Source organism: Gordonibacter urolithinfaciens (genome assembly GCF_900199375.1).
Taxonomy (GTDB): Bacteria; Actinomycetota; Coriobacteriia; order Coriobacteriales; family Eggerthellaceae; genus Gordonibacter; species Gordonibacter urolithinfaciens.
The window spans coordinates 1936265-1957112 of sequence record NZ_LT900217.1; the positions used below are offsets into that span (position 1 = coordinate 1936265).

Below are 20848 nucleotides of genomic sequence, written 5' to 3' on the forward strand. Positions count from 1 at the left end.
ATGACCGACATTACTTCCAGCAAATCCCGCGGCTTCACCCGCCGCTCGTTCATCGCGGGCGCCGCGGCCCTCACTGCTGCCGGCGCTTTGTCCGGTTGCTCGGCTACTGCCAAGGGACTCGCCCCGCATGCGGCCGACTCGTCGAAAGCCGGCGTTGAGGAGATCTTCTCAGGTGCGTGCCGCTCTCAGTGCATTCAGGGCTGTTATCTGAACGTGCACGTGCGTGACGGTCAGATTGTGCGCACTACGGCTGGTCGCATCGAGGAAGAGCCGTTCTACGAACATATCTGCCCGAAGGGTTTAAGCCACCCTGCTCGCGTTTACAGCGCCGGGCGCCTGCAATACCCTATGCGCCGTGTGGGCGAGCGTGGTGCTGGTGAATTCGAGCGCATTTCCTGGGATGAGGCCATCAGGGAGATCGCTGACAAATGGAAGGGTTATCGCGAGGAGTTCGGTCCGGAATCCATCGCCTTCTTCATGGGCAGTGGCAACACGGCCGTGCTGGGCGGCGGCACAGCAGACGGGTCGGTCATGCAGCACCTGCAGACCGTCATGGGCGCTTGCAGCGTGCTTCCCGATCGCGACATCGCGTTCCAGTCGGCCATGTCGAAGATGTTCGGTCCTGGCGGTGCGTTCGTGTCCCCCAAAGAATGGAGTGGCGCCAATCATATCGTCATCTGGGGCTGCAACCCCGCCGTTTCCTGCAAGCGCATGATGCACCTCTACCTTGATGCGAAGGAGGCGGGCGCGCAGCTTACCACCATCGATATTCAGTACAACACCAATGTAGCGAAGTCCGATTGGTACGTCCCTGTCCATCCTGCAACCGACGGTGCGCTTGTGTTCGGCATCTTGAGCGAAGTTATTGCCCAGGGCTGGCAGGACTCCGAATTTTTGCGAGCCCATACCGAGGCTCCTTTCCTGGTGAAAGAAGACAACACGTTCTTGCGCATGAGCGATTTGGGTGTTCCGGCTAAGGAGGGCCCGGTGAACGCTATGACGGGCAAACCTACCGTCATTGACCCTGAAGTGGTGTGGGACGAGGCGACACAGTCCGTCAAGCCCTATTCGGAAGCCGAAATGCCTGCGCTCGAGGGTATCCCCGGAGAGGTAGAAGGTTTTAGAATCCGTCCGGTGTGGAGCATGATTCTCGAAGCTATTTCCGCTTGGACACCCGAGCGCGCCTCTGAGACCTGTGGCGTGCCCGTTGAAGACATCAAGCGCCTTGCGCGCATGTATGGCCAGGAGGGCCCCGTGCTCACCGGCATGAACCAGGGCTTGAACCATTACTTCAATGCCATCTACACTTATGATGCCATCTTTGCCCTTATGCTTATCACGGGCAACATAGGCAAGCCTTCTGCAGGCGTCATTTCCGGCGGTGGCAGCTTCGGCATCAGCAACTCAAAGGGCTGCATAAACCAGCCTAGCTCCAAAGGCGAAAAGCCTGCGGGTCCCGGTCGCAATATCAACTGGACTGCGCTGTACGGCATTGTCCATGACCAGGAATTACTGGGCAAACCGTTCCCACTGAAGAGCCTGTACTGCTCGTGCACCAACATCGTGTCGAACCAGACCGAGCAGAACGAGACCATCAAATCGCTGCAGGAGATAGAGTTTTTGGTTGTCCAGGAAATGACCATGAGCGACACGGCCCTGTATGCCGATATCCTGCTGCCAGCTTGCCATTGGTTCGAGTGCGAAGATGTGCGCGTTCGTTCGTACAACATGCCGTACCTTTTGTACAACGACAAGGCGATTGAGCCCCTGTACGAAAGCAAGCCCGACTTCGACATTTACAAGATGATCGGAACTGCCATGGGCTTCGGTGATTTCTTCGACTTCACCGAAAAAGACTATATTTCTCTGTGGCTCGACAGTCCTGTGGCAAAGAAGGAGGGTGTCACATACGAATCGCTTCGCGAGACGAAGATTGCCCGCAATCACCAACTTAAAGACAATCCGCTTCTAGGTGGTAAATTCTTCTACCAGAACGGCCGTGCCAAGCTTTGGACGGAAAAGGTCGTTCCCGAGTATAACCTGGGCCAAGAAGTCGACGAGAGCAAGGAGCACCTGCTTCTGTACTGGGAGCCGGCGCGTGAGGCAAACCTGGAAGCGCCCATTCGCGAGAAGTATCCGTACTCTGTGCTTGGCGAGCATATGCGCACGCGCAACCACACGCAGTGGTGGGATGTGGGCTATATGAAGGAATACGAGAGGCAGCCAGTTGCGCGCTTCAACCCTCATGACGCCAAGGAGCTGGGGATTGCCGAGGGCGATACCGTGCGCCTCTACAATGATAGGGGCTCGGTAACGCTGTTGGCCACCATTAACGCCGGCCAAGCGCCCAAGACCATCAACTGCCCGCGTAGTTTCCTTACGCGCGAGCACATCGATGGAGATTTCGCAACCATCTCGTTTAACGACTACAACCAGGTGACGCGCAATCAGTGCTACTTCGACCAGGCCGTTGCCGTCGAGAAGCTGTAGGAGGACTGATACTATGACTCGATATGGTATGGCTATCGACCTTGAGCGCTGCGTTGGCTGCCAAGCATGCGCCACGGCATGTAAGATCGCCAACAATCTGCCCAAGGATATAACCTACAACACGGTGTATACAAGGACGAGCACCAACCCGGACGATTTCGGCACGGCAGTCGTGCATGGCGCTACTGCCAACGATAATGCATTCGGCGAGTTTCCAAACTGCATGCTGGAATTCCTGCCAGTGCAATGCCAGCACTGCGACAATCCCCCGTGCCTGAGCGTATGCCCGACAGGTGCGACGAAGAAACGTGCTGACGGCATCGTATATGTCGACAACTCGCTGTGTATCGGTTGCCGCGCGTGCATGATGGCATGCCCGTACGATCACGTGCGGTCGATGAACGAAGGTGCGCCCGAGTATTATCTCGATGTTGTGGTGGGTGAAGCTGATGCACCGACGCACGAGGCTGGCACGGTGGAAAAGTGCACGTTCTGCCATAACCTGGTCGATCGTGGCGAAGTGCCGGCGTGCATGCAACTGTGCATGGGTCGCGCCCGGTTCTGGGGCGATTTGGACGACCCGGAGTCCGATGTATCGAAAGCCATCGAAGGGCGCAGCTACTACAAGTTGCGCGAATCGGCGGGAACCAGCCCCAATGTGTTCTATCTCACAAAGTAGCCGTTTGAGCCGTCGCGTCCTGCTGTGCGCGACGGCTCCCCAATAGGTGGAGTGGTTCATATGGGTGAAGGCATCGAATGGAAGCTTCATCGGGCTGTAGGTTTATCCGACCTCGCATCACTTCTGGCGACTGGCTTCTCCTTTCCGGACGGTAAGCTCGCCCAAGCGCTTTCCGACGGGGCATTTCTCGATGATTGGCGTGCGAGCATCGTCGATGCGTGCGGCAGGGAATCGGCGGGCGATGCGCGCTTGTCAAGTCGCTGTGCTGTGGCTTTCGCTGAAACCGACGAAGGGCTGTTGCGACGCGAGTACAGCCGCCTTTTCCTGGCACCTGGTGTCGACGTGCCGATTTGGCCCTACGAGAGTCCTTTTTTACATCGTATGGTGGGCGCCGAAGGAGCTCCGTCGCTGTTCCGAACTCGCATTTCGATGGACGTCGAGCGCTGCATGGCAGCAGCGGGCGTGGTCACGGTCGATCTGTGCCGAGAACCTGTCGACAGCGTATTCCACGAATTCGAGTTTCTGGCGCATCTACACGCTTGTATCGGCGAGGCGCTTCGAGTTGGAGACGGTGACGCCGAGAGGGAATGGCGCGACCGTCTGTGCTCGTTTGCCAGCGATCATGCTTTGAAGTGGCTTCCTGCTTTCATGCAGGAAGTGGCGGACTTCAGCCGCTTGGGAGAATATCGTGCATTTGCCCGTTTGGGTGTGCGCTATTTGGGTGAACTGGCGACCGAAACGGGAGCCGATATTGGAATTGTGAGCTCTGCGTCCTGCAAGGGGTGATCGCATGACGTTTCTGATCGTGTTCGCATGTACGGCAGCGGCGGCGTTTCTGCTGAAACCGGCCATCAAAAAGGTGCCGGTGGCGTGGTACGTGTCGGCAGGCATCCTGATGGTGCTCTACGTTGCGGGGCTGCAGGGCTGGCTGCCGTTGCCGGCTCCGGTTCGCAGCGTGCTGTTCCTGCTGCTGCAAAAGGGCACCCTTGCGGTTGCGCTGTTCGCGGTGGTGATGTTCATCGGCGCGCTCCCGCGCGATTCGGGGCCGCGCAAGCATCTCATGCCCATCCGTGCCGAGCTTTCCGTCATCGCATGCATCCTGGTATGCGGGCATATCGTCGCGTACTGCCTGTCGTACGTGCCGCGCATGATGGGGGCGGGTGGCGTTAACCCCTTCGTCGCCGTCGGGTTGGCGGTGGCAGCGGCTATCACCGTGCTGCTAGTCGTGCTGGGCGTCACGTCGTTCAATTCCGTGAAGGCGCGTATGAGCAAGCAGATATGGGTCAAGGTGCAGAAGTGGGCTTACGTGTTCTTCGGCTTGACGTACGTGCACGTGCTGGCCATGCTCCTGCCGAGCGCTCTCGGTGGTGGCGCTGCAGCCGTGCAGAGCGTGGCGGCTTACACGGTCGTGTTCGGCGCGTACGCCGTGTTGCGCGTGGCTCGCGCCAAGCGGGAATCAGGGGGCTGTATCAAAGACCCCAGATCGCAAGCCCGACAGGTGACCGCCTCGTAGGGCAAGTGCTCTGCTCTTGCCCTACGCTCGCCCCGGGAGAGACGGCGAGGCGAGGCTTTTGATGCAGCTCCCGCGCCTCCATGCAGAAGGCCCCGACGATGTCGGGGCCTTCTGCATGTATAAGGGTGCAGGCGCCGGGAAAGGGGAAGGAGGGGGAGGCCGGCGCCTGCTCGAGGTTGTCAGTTTACGGCAGCAGGTTGAGCGACTGCAGCTCTTCCTTCACGTCGGCCATGCCGTACGCGTCGAGGCAGGCGGCCGTGGGGCAGCCCAGCTTCTCGTCCCAGCCGAACTTGCCGTACACCATGCCGAGCGCCGTCTGGAAGTCGTCGCGGTCCATCTTGTCGGTGCCTTCCGTGAACGGCTTCTTGTCCGGGTCCTTGTCGAAGGCCCAGGCGGTGATCACGTCGTGGTCGGCGCGCAGGTCGTTGTTGCCGAGCGAGCCGTCGGCCTTCGTCATGCCGCGCACCGTGTTCGCGCGCTGCAGCGTCATGATCTTGGCGCCGGCCTGGTACAGGTCGTCGGTGGTCAGGTCCTCGCCGGTCACAGCCTTGAAGAACTTGGCCTCCAGGTCGAGGTCGCCGCGGTAGTTGCGAGCTTTCGTGGGGCTCATGGTCATGGGCCACACCCAGTTGCACAGCGTGAGCGAGTCGTGCAGCACGTCGGTCACGAGGCTCCACCAGGCGAAGTTCGCCTTGTGGTCGTTCATGGGCGTGTAGTTCTTGTCCTGGTCGATGGCGTCGGCGCCGCCCCAGACCTCCTCGGCGATCTGCTGCTTCAGCTCGAAGGGCAGGCCGCAGCCCTGGAAGTTCACGGCGGAGTGGATCATGTCGTCGCGGTTGAACATCATGTTGTACACGGCGCCCACCTGGCCGAAGCACTCGATGGCGTGGTGCACGGGCCAGCCGCGGTAGTTGATGAGCGTGGACTTCGCGTTGTCGAACCACGCCTGCTCGTTCCAACGCTCGCACCACACGTACGGGCCGTGGGCCAGATACGAGATCTCGGAGTCGTTCTGCGCGATCTTCGTGAGGATCTCGATCATGACCGTGGGGTCGCGGCGATCGGCGTCGAACTTGCCCCAGTCGATGGAGGCGTACTCGTCGGCCGGCAGCACGCGCTTGAACACGCCGTTGGCGTGGCAGTAGGCGATGTCGCGGTAGAGCTGGGCGTAGTTGCACCACAGGCCCAGGTTGTCCATCGTGTTGGACGTGGTGGTGTCCCACAGGATGGAAAGGTCGCCGTCGTCCTTCAGGCCCATCTTCAGGAAGGGCTCCATGTACACGCTCACGGGGAAGTTCGCCGCGCAGGTGTTGCCCGCGGTCTCGTAGCCCGTGGTCTCCTTCGTGCCCTCCACGCGCAGGTCGGAGTAGCAGTGGATGGGGCAGCTGTGGCAGCCGTTCATCTTGATGGTGTACTTCGAGGCGGCCTCGCCCAGGTCCTTCGTGGACTTCATGCAGCGGTAGCCCACGGTGTTGATCTCGCCGGGCTTCGGCTCGCCCGTCTCGATGGGCTCGCCCTCGGCGGCCTCCCAGAACAGGCCCTTGCGCGCCGTCCAGCGGGAGCCCTTGTCGTAGTACTCGGCCCACTCCTGCTGGGTGGAAGGCACCACGTGGTTGTTGTTCGAGCCGATGATCTCGCGCAGCATGTAGTCGGACAGGTCCGCCACCGTCTGCGGGTCCTTCACGTTCACGGAGCCGTCGCCTTCCACCACGAGGGCCTTGAGCATCTTCGAGCCCATGACCGCGCCCGTGCCGGCGCCGGCGGAGTGGTTGCGCGAGTTGATGATGCAGGAGTACGGCGTGAGGTTCTCGCCCGAGGGGCCGATGGCGGCCACGCAGGCCTGCACGCTCTCCTTGCGGCAGAGCGCCTCGGTGGCGGCGCGGGTGCCCAGGCCCCACACGCCGGAGGCGTCCTTGATGGTCACCTGGTCGTTCTTGATGTTCAGGTACACGGGCTTGCTGGAGGCGCCCTCCACCACGATGGCGTCGTAGCCGGCCAGCTTGATCTTCGCGCCCAGCATGCCGCCGCAGTGGGCATCGACGATGAGGTGGTCCTTCGAGAACGTGGACAGCGAGCAGATGGTGGTGCGGCCGGCCAGGGGCACGCCGGAGGCCGTGAGGGGGCCTACGGCAAAGACGATCTTGTTCTCAGGGGAGAAGGGATCGGTGCCGGCGGGAACCTCGTCGAACATGATCTTGTTCGCCAGGCCCATGCCTCCGATGTATTCTTTGTAGGGGTCGGTCGGTTGCGTCGTGACCGAGCCGGTGCTCAGATTGACGCGGAGGATCTTACCGGCCCATCCGTACGATGTTTCGTCAGCCATGTTGCATCTCCAAATCTTGGATAGACTACTGAGGTTCGTGTTGTGTGGGAACCGTCGGCCGCGATGCGAGCGCTGACAACAATCGTCGTGCCGCCAGTATGCCGACCCGCGCGCCCAGGGTATACCCTCTTTGGGGGTAATTCCGCAAAATCGCCGTTCAGGAAGCAGAATTCCCTCAAAGAGGGGAGGGCGTCCATCCAGCGCACGGCATACTTCCAAGTGTTGTGTGGTACCGCGAATCGGAAGCGAGCCGAGCGCAGCCACCCCGAGGGCGCACGCCCGCCGCGCGAAGGCGACGGCGGGGAGACGAGCGAGCACGAGCGCGCCGGCGGGGGAGGCATACGGAAACGACACTCACGGAACTTAAGTGAGGGAGGGAGCACCAGGCTATGTCAGATTCCAATCTGCACCAGAACACCTCCGAGGACCAGGGCGTCCCGAGCGGCGCGCCTGCGACGAACGGAACCGCGCCCGCGCCCGAGAACGTGGCAGGCGAGGGGGATCGTAAAAGCAAAACCTTCACGCGGCGCAGCGTGCTGGCCATGGCGGGCTGCGGCGTTGCCGGCCTCGTGGTCGGCGGCGTGCTGGCCTCGTGGGGCGTGACGTCGAAGTCCATCGCCTCCGGGCGCATCGAGATCCGCACGACGCCCACGAAGATGATCGTGACCGACCGCGCCCGCTGCTCGGGCTGCCAGCGCTGCGAGATGGCGTGCACGCTGAAGAACGACGGCCGCGTCTGCCAGCACATCGCGCGCGTTCGCGTGTGGCCCAACTACAACTTCGGCACGAACGTGGGCAGCACCGACGGTGCCTACGGCAACTGCGAGTTCACCGTGGAGCACTGCAAGCAGTGCGAGGATCCCGCGTGCATGAACTACTGCCCCGTGCATGCCATTTACGCCGACGAGAAGTCCGGTGCGCGCAAGGTGGACGCCGACCGCTGCATCGGCTGCGGCATGTGCAGCCAGGCGTGCCCGTGGAACATGCCGGTAGTGGATTCCGAGACGGGCGTGTCCACGAAGTGCATCTCGTGCGGCCGCTGCGCCGAGCAGTGCCCGAACGGCGCCATCAAGTTCATCGACTGGGAGGATATCGCGCAGAAGGTCATCGACCAGGGCGTCGTGAGGACGACGACCCTCGTGCAGGCGTGATGACGCCCGGTGCAGCCCCCGCTTTCCGTGCCATTGGCTCGGAAAGCAGCGAAAACGGAAAGGAGGATGAGCGATGATGGAAGACGAGGCCGTGTTCTCGGTGCTTGCCCAGTGCTTTGGCCCCGTGGACGAGGGCTCTTGGAGCCAGCTGGTGGGTAGCTCGCTGTGGTCGGACTTCCTCGACGGTGCCCGCCGCGTCATGCAGGCAGACGAGCTGGGCGTGCAGGCAGCCCCCCTCGCACGGGCGCGCAAGCGCTGCCCGCTGCAGGAGTTCCTGTCGTCGGGCGAGGTGAACGCGCTGTTCGCGCCGCCGACATACGACGAGAAGCAGGCCTTCGCCGCCCGCCACTTCACGGGAGGGCTCCCCGAGTCCGCCGTGCCGGTGGAGTCGCTCTACCGCACGTGGTCTGCAGGGGCCGCGCCCGCTCCGTTCTCGCAGCAACAGGGGCTGTACCTGGGAGATTCGGCGCACTACCTGCGCGAGCTGGTCGAGCGGCTGGGCATGGAGGTGCCGCCGGCGTTCTCGGCGTGCCCCGACCACCTGGCGCTCGAGCTCGATCTCGTGGCCGTGATGCTGCGGTCCGGCATGCGGGAGGAGGCCCGGCAGTTCCTCGCGGAGCGCTTCGCCTGGCTCACCGCGTACCGCATGCGGCTCTTGGCCCTGGAGGACGAGGCCCGCTTCTACATCGGGCTCGTCGACGTGATCCTGGCCATTCGCGCGCAGCAGACGACCGCCGATGCGGTGGTCGCATGAGCGCCGACGATAAGAGAACTCACGTGCATGCATACAGAGAGGAAACAGCTATGTCAGAAAACGCTATAACCAGGCGAAGCTTCCTGGCTGGCAGCGCTGGGGCGGTTGCGCTCACGGCGGCAGCCGGCTATATGGGCTTCGACGCTTGGGAGCAGGCGCATGCTGATGACGCATCGGGAGGCGGCGAGACCAAGACCGTCCACACGCTGTGCAACGCCTGCTCGAGCAAATGCGGCTACACGGCCTACGTGGTCAACGGCCGCTTGACGAAGCTCATCGGCGATGCCGACCACCCCTACTCCAAGGGCAAGCTCTGCGCCCGCGGCTACGGCTACTCGCAGATCGCCTACTCGGAGGATCGCCTCACCGACCCGCTGAAGAAGAACGAGCAGGGCAAGTTCGAGGCCATCTCGTGGGACCAGGCGTACAGCGAGATTGCCGAGAAGGTGCGCGCCATTATCGACGCCGACGGCCCGCAGGCACTGGCCATGGTGCAGGACCCGCGCCCCAGCGGCAAGTACTACACGAAGCGCTTCATGAACGCGCTGGGGTCGGCGAACGTGTACACGCACGGCGCCGCCTGCAACCTGTCCAAGGAAAGCGGCATGACTCAGGCCATCGGCACGGGCAGCTACTCGTCCGACGTGGCGAACTCCAAGATGACCATGTTCATCGGCCGCAGCTACGCTGACGCCATCCGCCCCAGCTCCGTGGTCGCGCTGCAGAAGGCGCACGAGAAGGGCGCGCACATAGTGCTGGTGGACCCGCGCTGCAACAACAGCCGCGTGTTCGCCGACGAATGGGTGCCCATCAACCCGGGCACCGACCTCGCGCTCGTGCTGGCCATGAGCAACGTGCTGGTGACGCGCGGCCGCTACGACAAGGAGTTCGTGGCCGCGAACACCGTCGGCTTCGACGAGTGGGCAAAGGAGCTCGCGGAGTACCCGCCCGAATGGGCCGAGGGCGTCACGGGCATCCCGGCCGACACCATCGCGCGCCTGGCCATGGAGTTCGCCGAGGCGGCCCCCGCGGCCTCCATCGAGCCCAGCTGGCGCGGTGCGTTCGGCTGCTCGTACGAGAACTCGGGCGAGACGGCGCGCGCCATCTGCCTGTTCAACACGCTCTTGGGTTGCTGGAACCAGAAGGGCGGCGCCCTGTTCACGCCCAGCGTGTCGGCCGGCAAGCTGGCCGACGAGCGCTTCGCCGACCCGAAGAAGCCCGAGGGCAAGCAGGTGGGCGCGGCCGAGTACCCGCTCGCGCTGTCGAGCATGGGCACGAACCTCGCCGCCGCCCAGGCCGCCGAGGACGGTACCGTGAAGGGCATGTTCTTCTACAACTCGAACATGGCCGCCGGCTACTCGAACACGGCGAAGCTCGCCGAGCTCTTGGGCAAGCTGGACCTCATGGTGGTCGTGGACGTGCAGATGTCCGAGACGGCGATGCTCGCCGACTACGTGCTGCCCGACACGAGCTACCTGGAGCGCCTGGAGCTGCCCGAGTTCATCGGCGGCAAGGTGCCGGCCGTGGCGCTGCGCGACCAGGTGATCGACGTGGTGCACCCGAACACGAAGCCGGTCGACCGGATATTCTCCGAGCTGGCCGAGGCGTGCGGCGTGGGCGAGTACTTCCGCTTCGGCGTGGACGAGCTGGCCGACGCGCAGCTGCAGACGGTGGGCCTTTCGCTCGATGCGCTCAAGCAGACGGGCACGGCGCACTTCCCCGAGAAGGAATTCGCCTACGGCACGGCGCCGAAGTTCAAGACGCCTACCGAGAAGGTGCAGTTCACAAGCGAAGCGTGCGAGAAGGCGGGGTTGTCGGCCGCACCCGTGTGGGTGGAGCCGGCCGTCATGCCCATGGGCGACGAGCTGCGCCTCATCGGCGGCAAGCAGGCCATCCACAGCCACACGCAGACCGCGAACATCGAAGACCTCATGCAGATCACGAAGGATTACGACCTGACCCGCGTCTGGATAAACGCCGACGTGGCCAAGCGCCTGGGCATCGAGGACGGCGACGAGGTGGAGGTGTCGAACCCCCAGCACACGGGCCGCGTCCGCGCGAAGGTGACGCAGCGCATGAACCCCACGGCGCTGTACATGCCCAGCCACTACGGCTGCTCGTCGCCCGACCAGCACACCGCCTACGAGGTGGGCCTGCGCCAGATGGACTTCGTGCCGTTCCATTTGGAGCCGGCTTACGGGGGCGCGTGCACGCAGGAGGCGGTCGTGACCGTTAAGAAGGTAGGTGCGTAATGGCCCGTTACGGAATGCTCATCAACACCAAGAAATGCATCGGCTGCTACGCGTGCCGCGTGGCCTGCCAGCGCCAGAACGACCTGCTGCCCACGCAGGACTTCATCCGCTACGAGGAGCACGAGACGGGCACGTATCCCAACGTGGCCATCGAGACGGTGCCGCTGCAGTGCATGCACTGCGAGGACGCCCCCTGCGTGGCCGTGTGCCCCACGGGCGCGGCCTTCATCGGTGCCGATGGCATCGTGGGAGTGGACGAGGGGCGCTGCATCGGCTGCAAGTACTGCATGGCCGCCTGCCCCTACCAGGTTCGCGTGCACAACGAGAAGACGGGCACGGTTGACAAGTGCCGCTTCTGCACGGTGTCGGCCGAGACGAGCGGCACGAAGATGTGCTCGTGCGTGGAGGCGTGCCTGACGAACGCCCGCATCTTCGGCGACCTGGACGATCCCGAAAGCGATATCTCGAAGGAGATCGCCGCGACGAACGCCCAGCCCATAGCGGGCGACCTGACCAAATCCAAAGTATTCTACGTGAGGTGATGAGCGATGTCTTTTGAACCTATCTGGGGCGCCATCATCGCATGGTACCTGTTCCTCGCCGGTCTGGGCGGTGGCGCGTTCATCACCTCCGCCTTCCTGGGTTGGCGCCATCCCGAGGCCGTGTCGATGCGCAAGGTGGGGCACCTCATCGCCCCCATCGCGGTCATCATCGGCCTGGTGCTGCTCATGTTCGATGCCGAGGGAGGCCTGCACAACCCGCTGCGCTTCGCGCTGCTGCTGACGAACTTCGGCTCCGTGATGACGTGGGGCGTCGTGTTCCTGGGCGGCTTCACCGTGGTGGCCCTGGTCGTGGTGGTGCTGGACTTCCTTAAGAAGTCGGTGCCGGTGTGGCTGGACATCGTGGGCGTGGTGTTCGCGGTGTGCGTGGCCGTGTACACCGGCGCGCTCTTGGGCGTGTGCAAGACGTTCCCGCTGTGGAACAACGCGCTGCTGCCCATCCTGTTTTTGGTGTCGGCCGTCTCGGCCGGTGCTGCCAGCGTGCTGCTGGTGGCCGTTATCCGCCATGCGGACGAGTTCAACCGCGTGGGCGTGCTGAAGAAGTTCCACTTCTGCCTGCCCATCATCGAGCTGGTGCTGGTGGCCTCGCTCATGTTCATTACCAGCTTCAACTCCGTTGCGGGTTGGAACTCGGTCATGAGCTTGCTGGTGGGCCAGTACGCGCCGCTGTTCTGGATCGGCCTGGTGCTTATCGGCCTCGTGCTGCCCACGGCGCTGGAGACATGGCTTTTGTTCTTCAGCCCGAAGGAGTTCGAGGAGAGCCGCAAGGCCCACTGGATCAGCTTCGGCTCCGATGCCGGCGTGCTGGTGGGCGGCTTCCTGCTGCGCTTCCTGGTGGTCATGGCGGCCCTGCCGGTGACGATCACGGTGCCCATGCTGTAGCTGCGACCGAACAAGTAGTGCATCTGCCACGCGCCGCCCCTTTCGAGGGGCGGCGTTTTTTTGCATGAAAGGGACGGTGTGTAGGTTGACTCAACCGTTGATTGAGTTGAAGTGTTGCGGAACCGTAAATTTTGCACGGGCCTTCGGGGAACGGTAAAATCAGCTTTCTAATAAAGAGAAGCCTGAGTCCCGCATGAGAAACATTAGCCGAAAAGAGAAGAAGTTCCTCGTCGACCTGACGAGTGCGAAGAAGCTCGAAGGGCTGCTCTCGCAAGTGATGCCCGGCGATCCGCACAATGGCTCACGCGGCTACCCGGTACGGTCGCTCTACTTCGACACGCTGCACGACCGCGACTTCGCAGAGAAGCTGTTCGGCACCGATCCGCGCCGCAAGGTGCGGCTGCGCGTGTACGACCCAGCGGCGGACTTCGCGCTGCTGGAGCTCAAGCAGAAGCAGGGAGAGAACCAGCGGAAGCGCTCGCTGCCCTTGACGCAGGCCGAGGCGCGCCGCCTCATCGACGGCGATTTCGACGTGCTGCTCGGTCGCGAGGAGCCCTTCGCCGCGGAGATGCACGCGCTCATGAGCATCAACGGCTATCGGCCGAAGGCCGTCGTCGAGTACGACCGCACGGCCTTCATCGCGAAGGAGAACAAGACGCGCGTGACGTTCGACCGGTCGATCCGCGCGACCGAGCTGAACTACGACCTGTTCGACCCGAAGCTGCCCCTGTATCCGGTGTTCGACCCGTTCAACGTGGTGCTGGAAGTGAAGTTCGACGGTTTTCTGCTCAGCTACGTCCGGTCGGTGCTGAATATGGCGGACAAGAGCGAGCTGTCGGTGAGCAAGTACTGCCTGGCGCGCGGCGCGCGCATGGCGTACCAGTTCTAAAGAGGAGAGAGCGTGAAAGAGCAACTGTACCAGCTGTTCCAGGGCACCACGGGCGCGCCCACGGTGGAGGACCTCCTGCTGCGCGTGGGCGTGTCGGTGGTCATCGGCCTGGCCATCTTCGTGTCGTACTGGATCTCGCATGCGGGCACCATCTACTCGCAGAAGTTCAACATCAACCTCATCACGCTCACCATCCTCACGGCCACGGTGATGACGGTCATCGGCAACAACATCGCGCTGTCGCTCGGCATGGTGGGCGCGCTGTCCATCGTGCGCTTCCGCACGGCCATCAAGGACCCGCGCGACACCACCTACATCTTCTGGGCCATCATCTGCGGCATCTGCTGCGGTGTGGGCATGTTCCTGGCGGCGGCCATCGGCAGCGTGGCCGTGTTCGTGGTGCTGCTCATCCTGGGGCGCGTGCGCAACGACGTGCGGACGCTTTTGATAGTGCGCGCCGCGCGCACGCAGGAGCTGCCCATCGAGGGCAAGGTGTACGAGTATTTCGGCGGCCGCGCCGTGCAGCGCGTGAAGAACACCACGGAAACCGACGTCGAGTTCATGTTCGAGCTGTCCCGCGGCATGCTCGACCGCGCGCAGAAGAAGGCCGAGCGCCCTATCACCGACGAGCTGTACGCCCTCGGTGGCATCGATTACGTGAACATCGTGGCGCAAAACGACGAGATAGGCAGCTAGCGCGTTGGCCATGGAGGCATTGCGAGGCAGGAAATACCAGCTCATAGCCGTGGCGGCCATCGCGGCCGTCGTGGCTGCGGGCGTCGTGGGCACGCTGGCGGACGCGAACAAGCTGCTGCCGGAGCGGTACCATCAGCATGAAAAAGCCCAGCAGCTGGCCGACCTGCCAGAGGCCGACCGCGCGGCGGCGTCCGGCACCAACACCGATGCGGCCACCTTCGCCTCGCACCTGCCGGTCGTGAGCATCGACACCGGCGGGCAGGAGATACCGGGCGAGCTCGTCCGCGACGAGAACGGCAAGACCATCGAAGGCGGAGACGGCCGGGCCGTCGTCACTGCTGCGCCTTCCGGCGAGCCGTCCATCACCGCCAGCCTGGTCGCCTTCGACGCCGAGAGCCAGGACGCGGTGCGCGCGAACCGGCTCTCCGACGAGCCTGAGATTGAAAGCTCGTGCCTGCTGCGCATCCGCGGCAACTCATCGCGCGCTTTCGACAAGAAGAACTACCAGATCACGTTCGTGAAAAGCGACGGAACCGACAACGACCAAGAGTTCTTGGGCATGGCGAAGAGCGAGACGTGGACGCTGCACGGTCCCTCGCTCGACAAGACCCTCATGCGAAACTACCTGGCGTACGGCATCGCTGGCGAGTTCATGAACGACTACGTGCCCGACGTGCGCTATTGCGAGCTGTTCATCGACGGCGAGTACCAGGGACTCTATCTGGCAACCGAGACGGTGAAGGTGGAGGACGGCCGGCTCGACCTCAACCCCGCCGATCCGAAAAGCCCCACGACCAGCTACGTGCTCGGCATAGATCTGACGGGCTCCGGTCCGCTGACCATCTCGGATTTCCTCCGCTACACGCTGCGCCTGAGCAAGTACATGAACATCGAGTATCCGAACGCGACCACGCTCACCGATGAGCAGAAGGCGTGGATCGAGCAGGATGTGAGCTCGTTCGAGAAGGCTTTGTTCTCGTACGACTACGACACCCGCGACTACGGATACGTCAACTACATCGACGTCGACAGCTTCGTTGATTCTTTCGTGTGGAACGAGTTCGTCATCAACGACGATTTCGCCGCTTACTCGACGTATCTGTACAAGGACGTTCGGGGCAAGCTCACGCTGGGGCCTCCTTGGGACTTCAACAACGTGTTCGACAATTATCGACTGGCCACGCCTACTGACAAGTTCTACCTGGTCGATCGTGCGTGGTACTTCATGCTATTCAAAGACGAGGCGTTCACCGAGCGCGTGATCAGCCGCTATAGGGAGCTTCGGGCGGGCGCGTTGAGCGAGGAGCACCTCAACGCCTACATCGACGAGACGACGGAGTACCTGGGCCCGGTCGTGGAGCGCAACTTCAAGGTGTGGGGCTATCTGCTCGACGCTGAAAATGTTTCCCATGCGCAGAAGGTTGAGCCTGACGAGCGGAACCCGCGCTCGTTCGACGAGGCCATCGATCAGTTGAAGTCGTTCGTGACGGAGCGCGGTGCGTGGCTCGACGGTTCCATCGAGCATCTGCGCCAATACTCTCATGAGTCGGCCGTCAAGAAGTTCAACCATTAGGGAAGGGAGGGGTCCGTGAAGAAGTTCATCATCGCTGCCGCGTGCCTGTTCGCGCTGGCGGCTTGTGCGGCGTTCGCCGTGTTCGGCACGAGCGTGAGCATCGATCTCGACCCCTCAAAGCCCGTGACCGCCTGGGTGCGCCAAGAGGGACGTGCGATCCAGATCGATCGCGGCGACGGTTGGGAGGATTTCGAGATACGCGGCGTGGACATGGGCGCGGGCATCCCCGGGCATTTCGCCACCGACTACGCCATCGACAAGGAGACGTACCTGCGATGGTTTCAGCAGGTCAAGGATATGGGTGCGAACACCATCCGCGTCTACATCCTGCTGGGCACCGACTTCTACGAGGCCTTCTACGAGTTCAACAAGGATAATCCCGATCCGCTCTACCTCATCCACGGCGTGTGGATCGATGACTACGCGCAGAACTCCCATATGGACGCATACGACCCCGCCTATCTCGGGCGGTTCAAAGAGGATGCGCGCACGGTGGTGGACGTGATACACGGCCAACGTTGGATCGAGCTTGGCCGGCTGTCCGGAACGGGCATGTACACGAAGGACATCTCGCCATGGGTGCTCGGCTACATCCTGGGCGTCGAATGGGAGGCGCCTACCGTCATCTACACCGATCGCACGCACGAGGGCATGGGCACCTACCATGGCTCCTACGTGAGCAGCACGTCGGAGGCGAGCGCGTTCGAGATCATGCTCGCCCAGGTGGGCGATGACCTGATGGGCTACGAGTCCAAGCGCTACAAGCAGCAGCGGCTGCTTGCTTTCAGCAATTGGCCCACCACCGACCCGATGAGCTATCCGCTGCCGCTGCAGCTGTTCTTCGAGAAGTACAGCCAGGTGGATGTGGAGAACATCGTGGCCGAGGAGACCGTGGTGTCGGGCATGTTCGCCTCTTACCACGTGTACCCCTACTATCCCGACTACCTGCAGTACCTGCCCGAATACGCCAACGCTGTGGACGATACGGGCCAGGTGAACACCTACCGCGCGTATCTGGAGACGCTCGTTGCGCACCACAGCGTGCCGGTTGTCATATCGGAGTTCGGCGTGCCCAGCTCGCGCGGGCGCGCCCAGGTGGACGCGAACACCGGTCGCAACCAGGGCGGCATGAGCGAGGACGACCAAGGGAGGGCCATCGTTCGCTCCTATGTCGATATCATGGCTTCGGGATGCGCGGGGTCGGTGATCTTCACCTGGCAAGATGAATGGTTCAAACGCACGTGGAACACCATGGCCAACGTGGATCTGCTGAAGACGCCCTACTGGAGCGACTACCAGACCAACGAGCAGTATTTCGGGCTTTTGTCGTTCGACCCTGGCACGGAGCGCAGCGTGAGCTATGCGGACGGCGACGACGAGGAGTGGACGGACGCAGACGTGATCGGCGAGGCCGACGGTCGCACGCTGTCGATGAAGTACGACGAGAAGTTTGTGTACCTCATGGTGCGCGGAAGCGACGTCGGACCGGGCACGCCGCTGTACCTGCCAGTGGACACGACGCAGAAGACGGGCGCAACGGCCAGCGCCGACCCGGTCGTGTCGTTCGAGCGTGCGGCCGACTTCCTCATCGTGCTCGACGGCGAGGACGAGAGCCGCGTGCTGGTGCAGGAACGCTACGAGGTCATGCGCGCCATGGCGTTGCGCACCACGACCGGCGAGGATCCTTATGAGAACATCCCTGCGAAGGACACGACCCGGTTCAAGCACATCGACCTGGTGCTGCAGACCATAACGGAAACCCAGGCCATTGCAGATGCGGTCGCCAACCAGAAGAACGCCATCGCGGACAATTTCTACTTCGAGTCCTACGAGACCGGCAAACTCGTCTACGGGGACGCGAACCCCGCGCACGAAAACTTCGACTCGATGGCCGACTTCTGCTATGGCGACGGGTTCGTGGAGATCAAGCTGCCGTGGCAGCTGTTGAACTTCTCGAATCCCTCCGAGATGCAGATCCACGACGACTATTACGAGCACTACGGCGTGGAGAACATGAAGATCGACCGCATGTACGTGGGAGTGGGTGACGGCGCGGACGGGCAGGCCATCCCGCTGTTCGAGAAGCCGCTCAAGGGCTGGGGCACGAAGGTGACGTACCACGAGCGCCTGAAGGAGAGCTACTACATCGTGCAGCGGATGTGGGCGGAAGGCGTCCCGGCCGAGGAGCTGTGGCGCGAGGACGCGGCAACGGGTGGTGAGACGACGGATGCCGTCGTAGCGGGCGGCACCTCGTGAAGATCGAGTGGCTCATAGCGTTCTACCTGTTCATCAGCGTGATGATGATCGCGTTCAACTTCGGGTACCTGGCCTACGAGAAGCTGCACGCGAAGCGCTTCGACGCGCGGACGAAGCGGCTCGCGGAACTGCTGGGCGACGAGATCGAGCGCAACGCCGCGTTTCCCACCGAGGAGCACAAGCGCACGCTCGAGCGCGCGATGCGCCGGATGGCCGGCATGGAGTCGTTCGACCTGACCATGGGCCATCTGCTGGAGCAGGACCCCGCCAAGAGCGAGCGCTACCTGCACGGCATCGCCACGGTGTTCGACCACCTCACCTACCACTTCGCGAAGAAGGACGACCTGCACCGCGCCTACTTCGCCTACATCGTGAAGCGCTGGTACCGCGAACGGCCGGCCGGCAACACCGTTGAGCAGGCGCTCCTGCGCTACGTGCGCGAGGGCTCGTTCTACGCTCGGCAGAACGCGCTCGAAGCGCTTTCGCAGGTGGGAAGCGCCCGCGCGCTGGCCGAGGCTATCGCCACGCTCGAGCGCGACGGGGAGTTCCACAGCCCCAAGCTCATCACGGAGGCCGCGCTCGCGTTCGCGGGCGAGGCGACGGAGCTGGAGGCCGAGCTCAAGGAGCGCGTCGGGCGCTTCAGCCCCCACACCGTCGCGGCCCTCGTCAACTACCTGCGCATGGCGGGTCTGGGCGATCCCGACGTCATCCTCGCCCTCATGCGCGACGAGCGGGAGGACCTCGAAGTGCGCCTCGCGTGCATCCGCTACTTCATGCGCCGGCACTGGCCGGCCGCCGAGGCCGACCTGCTCAAACTCGCCTCCGACAACGATCCGGCGCGCTGGGAGTACCGGGCCATCGCGGCCACGGCGTTGTCGAATTATCCCGGCATGGAGGCCGTCGAGGCGCTGAAGGGGTGCCTCTCGAGCCCCTCGTGGTTCGTGCGCAACAACGCGGCGAAGACCCTGTACGACTACGGCCTCGCGCTCGACGACCTCGCCGACGTCATGAACGGCCCCGACGCCTACGCGCGCGACATGCTCGCCTACCACTGGGAGCTCAAGCGCGTGGAGGAAGAGGAGCGCAAGCGGAAGGAGGCGCTTCCGGTATGATCGCCACCACCGTGACAGCCGCGGCGATCGTGCAGGGCTTCCTGTACTTCGTCGGCGTGTTCTTCGTGCTGTACCTCATCGGGTACTCGACGTTTCTGTTCCTGTCGGTGACGGTGGGCTCGTCCATCCTGCACCGGCGCAAGCGCGAGGCCCACTACAAGAGCACGCTCGAGGTGGACTGCTACGTGCCCATCACCATCGTCGTGCCCGCCTACAACGAGAGCGTGACGGTGGAAAGCTCCCTGCGCTCGCTGCTCAACCTGGACTACACGCTCTACGAGGTGATCGTCGTGGACGACGGCTCCACCGACGATACCGCGCAGACGGTCATCGACGCGTTCGACCTGCACCCCATCGACCGGCCCGTCCGCCGGCAGGTGCCCTGCGCGCCCGAGCGCGGCGTGTGGTACGGGCGCGTGGGGCGCATTCCGGTCACGCTCATCTCCAAGGAGAACGGCGGCAAGTCCGATGCGCTCAACATGGGCATCAATGCCTCGCAGTACCCCTACTTCATCTGCATCGACGCCGACTCCGTGCTGCAGTACGACTCGTTGCGCGAGATAGCCGCGCCGCTCGTGGAGCACGAGAACGTGGTGGCCGTGGGCGGGCTCGTGCGCATCTCCAACGGCATCAGCATCAAGGACGGCCGCCTGACCAACTACTCGCTGCCGAAGAAGATCATCCCCGCCATGCAGGTGCTGGAGTACGATCGTTCCTTCCTGTCGGCGCGCATCCTGTTCGACCAGTTCAACGGCAACCTGATCATCTCGGGAGCGTTCGGGCTGTTCCGCAAGGACCTGGCCATCGCGTGCGGCGGCTACGACCTGGACACGGTGGGCGAGGATATGGAGCTGGTCACGAAGCTGCACGTGTTCTGCCGCACCAACGGCAGGGACTACCTGATAAAGTACGCGCCCGACGCCATCTGCTGGAGTCAGGCGCCCGAGACCCTGCGCGACCTGGTGAAGCAGAGGCGTCGCTGGCACACCGGCCTGTTCGAGACCATGACGAAGCACTGGCGCATGTTCGCCAACCTGCGGTTCGGTCTGGTGAGCTTCTTCTCGTACACGTACTTTTTGATCTACGAGCTGCTCTCTCCCGCCATCGAGCTGTTCGGCCTGGCCACGGTGGCGGTGGCTGTGGCGTTCAACTTCATCAACATCCCGTTCATGATCATGTTCTTCGGCATCTACGCCGTGTTCGGGGCCGTGATGTCGCTCACGGCGTTCTTCTCGCGCGTGCAGACCCGCGACCTCAAGCTCTCCCCGCGCGACGTGGCGAAGGCGCTGCTGCTGTCGCTCTTCGAGGTGACGGTGCTCCGCTTCGTCCTGGCCACCACCCGCATGTTCGCGCTGCTGGGCTATCGCCGCAACCGCGGCCGCTGGGGCAGCATCAAGCGACAGAAGATCGACGTCGAGAACTGAACGAGCGAACGATCCCTCCTGGTCGTTCCGAGCGAGAGGCTCTTGTCGTCCTGAGCAAGCGCAGCGAGTCGAACGATCCCCATGCGATGTCAGCCGTAGCGCTTCCTGCTCGCGCCGCGCGGGATCCTTCAACTCCATGCTGCGCACGCCGAACGAGATGACAGCCGGAGGAGTACCTCGTAAAAAAATGCTTTCCGATGCACAGAAATCAACGCGGTGAAGTGTTTTGGTGGGCTCCGTTACTCCTGCACGCGCACTCATGGTTTCTGGGGGAGCGTTTCCCCTGCTCGGAAA

At 63.1% G+C, this 20848-nt stretch carries 16 protein-coding genes; 15 read left to right on the forward strand and 1 reads right to left on the reverse strand.

Going from position 1 to position 20848, the window contains the following annotated elements:
* From BN3560_RS08320 to BN3560_RS08335, 4 genes are read left to right on the forward strand one after another with little or no spacing between them, the layout of a single operon-like run.
* Window positions 1–2490, forward strand: a complete 2490-nt coding sequence (locus tag BN3560_RS08320; protein WP_096227693.1) for a molybdopterin-containing oxidoreductase family protein — start codon at window positions 1–3, stop codon at window positions 2488–2490.
* A gap of 28 nt (window positions 2491–2518) precedes the next feature.
* On the forward strand, window positions 2519–3169 hold the full coding sequence (locus BN3560_RS08325) for a 4Fe-4S dicluster domain-containing protein (protein ID WP_231897371.1): 651 nt from the start codon (window positions 2519–2521) through the stop codon (window positions 3167–3169).
* A 60-nt stretch (window positions 3170–3229) separates the two neighbouring features.
* Entirely contained in the window at window positions 3230–3955 is a 726-nt protein-coding gene (locus BN3560_RS08330) for a TorD/DmsD family molecular chaperone (RefSeq protein WP_096227695.1), read from the forward strand.
* Window positions 3956–3959: 4 nt separating this feature from the next.
* Window positions 3960–4682 carry a ferric reductase-like transmembrane domain-containing protein gene (locus BN3560_RS08335; protein ID WP_096227696.1) on the forward strand — a complete coding sequence of 241 codons (723 nt, stop codon included), beginning with the start codon at window positions 3960–3962 and terminating at the stop codon, window positions 4680–4682.
* A 184-nt stretch (window positions 4683–4866) separates the two neighbouring features.
* On the opposite strand, the gene BN3560_RS08340 is transcribed toward BN3560_RS08335, so the two are convergent.
* Entirely contained in the window at window positions 4867–7005 is a 2139-nt protein-coding gene (locus BN3560_RS08340) for an aldehyde ferredoxin oxidoreductase (protein WP_096227697.1), read from the reverse strand.
* 389 nt (window positions 7006–7394) lie between these two features.
* Between BN3560_RS08340 and BN3560_RS08345 the strand changes: the two genes are divergently transcribed.
* The 11 genes from BN3560_RS08345 (at window position 7395) to BN3560_RS08395 (ending at window position 20554) form a co-directional block, all read left to right on the forward strand.
* Window positions 7395–8156 carry a ferredoxin-like protein gene (locus tag BN3560_RS08345; RefSeq protein ID WP_096227698.1) on the forward strand — a complete coding sequence of 254 codons (762 nt, stop codon included), beginning with the start codon at window positions 7395–7397 and terminating at the stop codon, window positions 8154–8156.
* A 73-nt stretch (window positions 8157–8229) separates the two neighbouring features.
* Window positions 8230–8910: a molecular chaperone TorD family protein gene (locus BN3560_RS08350; protein WP_096227699.1), complete on the forward strand. Its 681-nt coding sequence runs from the start codon at window positions 8230–8232 to the stop codon at window positions 8908–8910.
* A 50-nt stretch (window positions 8911–8960) separates the two neighbouring features.
* On the forward strand, window positions 8961–11162 hold the full coding sequence (locus tag BN3560_RS08355) for a molybdopterin-containing oxidoreductase family protein (RefSeq protein ID WP_096227700.1): 2202 nt from the start codon (window positions 8961–8963) through the stop codon (window positions 11160–11162).
* Entirely contained in the window at window positions 11162–11704 is a 543-nt protein-coding gene (locus BN3560_RS08360; protein WP_096227701.1) for a 4Fe-4S dicluster domain-containing protein, read from the forward strand. Before BN3560_RS08355 ends, BN3560_RS08360 begins: the two co-directional genes overlap by 1 nt.
* Before the next feature lie 6 nt (window positions 11705–11710).
* The gene (nrfD, locus tag BN3560_RS08365; RefSeq protein WP_087190083.1) at window positions 11711–12604 is read left to right on the forward strand and encodes an NrfD/PsrC family molybdoenzyme membrane anchor subunit; all 894 of its coding nucleotides are present in this window, start codon (window positions 11711–11713) and stop codon (window positions 12602–12604) included.
* 193 nt (window positions 12605–12797) lie between these two features.
* On the forward strand, window positions 12798–13493 hold the full coding sequence (locus BN3560_RS08370; protein WP_096227702.1) for a polyphosphate polymerase domain-containing protein: 696 nt from the start codon (window positions 12798–12800) through the stop codon (window positions 13491–13493).
* Between the two features lie 12 nt (window positions 13494–13505).
* On the forward strand, window positions 13506–14189 hold the full coding sequence (locus BN3560_RS08375) for a DUF4956 domain-containing protein (RefSeq protein WP_096227703.1): 684 nt from the start codon (window positions 13506–13508) through the stop codon (window positions 14187–14189).
* Window positions 14190–14199: 10 nt separating this feature from the next.
* Window positions 14200–15762 carry a CotH kinase family protein gene (locus tag BN3560_RS08380; RefSeq protein WP_096227704.1) on the forward strand — a complete coding sequence of 521 codons (1563 nt, stop codon included), beginning with the start codon at window positions 14200–14202 and terminating at the stop codon, window positions 15760–15762.
* Between the two features lie 15 nt (window positions 15763–15777).
* Window positions 15778–18018, forward strand: a complete 2241-nt coding sequence (locus BN3560_RS08385; RefSeq protein WP_096227705.1) for a hypothetical protein — start codon at window positions 15778–15780, stop codon at window positions 18016–18018.
* Window positions 18015–19130 (forward strand): HEAT repeat domain-containing protein, encoded by a 1116-nt coding sequence (locus BN3560_RS08390; protein ID WP_096227706.1) that lies wholly within the window; start codon window positions 18015–18017, stop codon window positions 19128–19130. The genes BN3560_RS08385 and BN3560_RS08390 overlap by 4 nt, the downstream gene beginning before the upstream one ends.
* Entirely contained in the window at window positions 19127–20554 is a 1428-nt protein-coding gene (locus BN3560_RS08395) for a glycosyltransferase family 2 protein (RefSeq protein ID WP_096227707.1), read from the forward strand. The genes BN3560_RS08390 and BN3560_RS08395 overlap by 4 nt, the downstream gene beginning before the upstream one ends.
* The last annotated feature ends 294 nt before the right edge of the window (window positions 20555–20848 follow it).

Bases quoted from the DNA above. Each gene is read 5' to 3' on its own strand.
- BN3560_RS08320 (WP_096227693.1), top strand. From the start codon at position 1: ATGACCGACATTACTTCCAGCAAATCCCGCGGCTTCACCCGCCGCTCG.
- BN3560_RS08325 (WP_231897371.1), top strand. From the start codon at position 2,519: ATGGCTATCGACCTTGAGCGCTGCGTTGGCTGCCAAGCATGCGCCACG.
- BN3560_RS08330 (WP_096227695.1), top strand. From the start codon at position 3,230: ATGGGTGAAGGCATCGAATGGAAGCTTCATCGGGCTGTAGGTTTATCC.
- BN3560_RS08335 (WP_096227696.1), top strand. From the start codon at position 3,960: ATGACGTTTCTGATCGTGTTCGCATGTACGGCAGCGGCGGCGTTTCTG.
- BN3560_RS08340 (WP_096227697.1), bottom strand. From the start codon at position 7,005: ATGGCTGACGAAACATCGTACGGATGGGCCGGTAAGATCCTCCGCGTC.
- BN3560_RS08345 (WP_096227698.1), top strand. From the start codon at position 7,395: ATGTCAGATTCCAATCTGCACCAGAACACCTCCGAGGACCAGGGCGTC.
- BN3560_RS08350 (WP_096227699.1), top strand. From the start codon at position 8,230: ATGATGGAAGACGAGGCCGTGTTCTCGGTGCTTGCCCAGTGCTTTGGC.
- BN3560_RS08355 (WP_096227700.1), top strand. From the start codon at position 8,961: ATGTCAGAAAACGCTATAACCAGGCGAAGCTTCCTGGCTGGCAGCGCT.
- BN3560_RS08360 (WP_096227701.1), top strand. From the start codon at position 11,162: ATGGCCCGTTACGGAATGCTCATCAACACCAAGAAATGCATCGGCTGC.
- nrfD (WP_087190083.1), top strand. From the start codon at position 11,711: ATGTCTTTTGAACCTATCTGGGGCGCCATCATCGCATGGTACCTGTTC.
- BN3560_RS08370 (WP_096227702.1), top strand. From the start codon at position 12,798: ATGAGAAACATTAGCCGAAAAGAGAAGAAGTTCCTCGTCGACCTGACG.
- BN3560_RS08380 (WP_096227704.1), top strand. From the start codon at position 14,200: ATGGAGGCATTGCGAGGCAGGAAATACCAGCTCATAGCCGTGGCGGCC.
- BN3560_RS08395 (WP_096227707.1), top strand. From the start codon at position 19,127: ATGATCGCCACCACCGTGACAGCCGCGGCGATCGTGCAGGGCTTCCTG.